The following is a 2,301-nucleotide window of genomic DNA, read 5'->3' as shown; positions in this document are numbered from 1 at the left end:
CGCGGCGGCGAAGGTGCTGGCCGACTTCGCCAGGGAATTCGCGAAGCCCGCCATCAAGGCGGGCCTGGTGGACGGCAAGGCCGTGACGCCAGAGCAGGTGAAACGGCTCGCCAGCCTGCCGTCGCGCACCGAGCTGCTCGCCCAGGTGGGCGGCACACTGCAGGCGCCGCTGGCTGGCTTCGTCGGTGCGTTGAACGGCTTGCTGATGAACGTGGTGGGTGCCTTCGAGGCGCTCCGGACCAAGCGCGCAGCCTCCGCGGGCGCCGCTTCTTAAATCGGGTGGGAGACACGGCTATGGCGACGCAGACGAGTTTGAGCAAGGGCGACATCCTCGAAGCCATCGGGAACATGACGGTGTTTGAACTGGCAGAGCTCATCGAGGCGTTCAAGGAGAAGTTCGGCGTCACGATCACCGCGCCCGCGGCGGCAGCACCCGCGGCCGGCGCCGCCGGCGCGGCGGGCGGCGCGGCGGCGCCTGCGGCTGAAGAGCAGACCGAGTTCACCGTCATCCTGAAGAGCGGCGGTGAGAAGAAGATCCAAGTCATCAAAGAGATCCGGGCGATCACCAGCCTGGGCCTGAAGGAGGCCAAGGACCTGGTGGAAGGCGCGCCCGGCACCGTGAAGGAAGGCGTGTCCAAGCAGGAAGCCGAAGAAATCAAGAAGAAGCTCGAAGCGCAGGGCGCGGCCGTCGAACTGAAGTAGACGCCGGGACGGACGCCGCGGGCCACTCGGGCCCGCCGGCCGCACTCGGGTCTCCTTTGGGCGACGACATGCGCGGATTTGCCACACTCCTGCTCGCTGGTACGAGCCCCTCGCTCTACCCCCGGTCGGCGTTCCGATGGGGGGCGGGGGCCCTTTCGCATTTGCTTGAGGTTTGAACATGACGAAGACGCTGCCGGTGCTGTCGTTCGCGAAGCTCGATCAGGGGATGCCGATGCCGCATCTCCTCGATATCCAGACGCGCGCGTTCCAGTCACTCCTGCAGCCGGACGGCAAGGGCGCCGAGCGCACCGACGTCGGGCTGGAACGGGTGTTCAAGGACGTGTTTCCGGTCCAGGACGTGAACGGGAACTACTCGCTCGAGTTCGTGAAGTACGGGCTCGGGGAGGCCAAGTACTCCGTGGAGGAGTGCATCGAGCGGGACATGACCTACTCGGTCCCGCTGAAGGCGACGCTGCAGCTGGTCGTGATGGAGGAAGTGGGCGAGACCACCAAGACCAAGCGCCCCAAGAACATCATCGAGAAGGAAGTCTATCTCGGTGAGCTGCCGATCCTCACCCCGCTGGGCACGTTCGTCATCAACGGCGCCGAGCGGGTGATCGTATCGCAGCTGCACCGCTCCCCCGGCGTGGTGTTCGAAGAGAGCATCCACCCGAACGGCCAGCGGCTGTTCTCAGCGCGCATCATTCCCTTCCGGGGCTCGTGGGTCGAGTTCACGATCGACATCCACGACGTGGTCTACGTCCACATCGATAAGAAGAAGAAGTTCCCGGCCACGGCCCTGCTCCGGGCCTTCGGCTACGGCACCAACGCCGACGTGCTGAAGCTGTTCTACGCCATGAAGGACATCGACATCACCGGCAAGCTCGAGGGGCGCGCCCAGAAGCGCGAAGTGCTGGGCACCCTGCTCGCGGTCGACGTGCCCGATCCGGAGAACAAGAAGGGCGAGCCGCTCGGGAGGGTCGGCGACGAGCTGACGCTCGAGAAATTCAACACCTTCCGCCGCGCCGGCATCAGCAAGGTGAAGGTGTTCGCGGGCTATACGGCGCTCGATCTGCGCGACGAGGCGCAGCCGACGACCACCCGCGAGCGGCTGGGCGCCTACATCCTGGCGTTCGACGTGGCCGAGCCGGAGACGGGCGAGGTGCTGGCCGAAGCCGGGCGCGAGCTGTCGGACGCCCTCAAGAAGAAGCTGCTCAAAGCCGGGGTCACGAAGGTCGACGTGCTGTTGCCGCCGGGGCGCAGTGAGTCGCCGCTCATCAAGAACACCCTGCTCAAGGACCCGACTCACTCCGAGGCCGAGGCCCTGGAGCAGATCTACGCCCTGCTGCGGCCGGGCGAGGCGCCGAACCTGGAGACCGCGCGCCAGGCGCTCGAGCGCCTGTTCTTCCACCCCAAGCGCTACGACCTGGGGCGGGTGGGCCGCTACAAGATCAACCAGCGGCTCAAGGTGAACGTGCCCAAGGACAACACGGTCCTCACCGAGGACGACTTCATTGCCATCATCCGCTACCTGATCGAGTTGCGCGAGGGACGCGGCTACACCGACGACATCGACCACCTGGGCAATCGCCGGGTGCG

General features: G+C 66.2%; 3 protein-coding genes. All 3 read left to right on the top strand.

Going from position 1 to position 2,301, the window contains the following annotated elements; all coding sequences use genetic code 11:
- Positions 1–274 (top strand): 50S ribosomal protein L10 (locus VKG64_13275; GenBank protein ID HKB26013.1); only part of this gene is annotated, 274 nt, incomplete at its 5' end.
- A 20-nt stretch (positions 275–294) separates the two neighbouring features.
- Positions 295–702 carry a 50S ribosomal protein L7/L12 gene (gene rplL / locus VKG64_13270; protein HKB26012.1) on the top strand — a complete coding sequence of 136 codons (408 nt, stop codon included), beginning with the start codon at positions 295–297 and terminating at the stop codon, positions 700–702.
- Between the two features lie 178 nt (positions 703–880).
- A partial coding sequence (locus VKG64_13265) for a DNA-directed RNA polymerase subunit beta (protein ID HKB26011.1) occupies positions 881–2,301 on the top strand: 1,421 nt, incomplete at its 3' end.

It is taken from the genome of Candidatus Methylomirabilota bacterium (assembly GCA_035260325.1).
Lineage (GTDB): Bacteria > Methylomirabilota > Methylomirabilia > Rokubacteriales > CSP1-6 > AR19.
The sequence above is the reverse complement of the archived record's forward strand: the minus strand, read 5'-3'. Positions and strand labels throughout refer to the sequence as shown.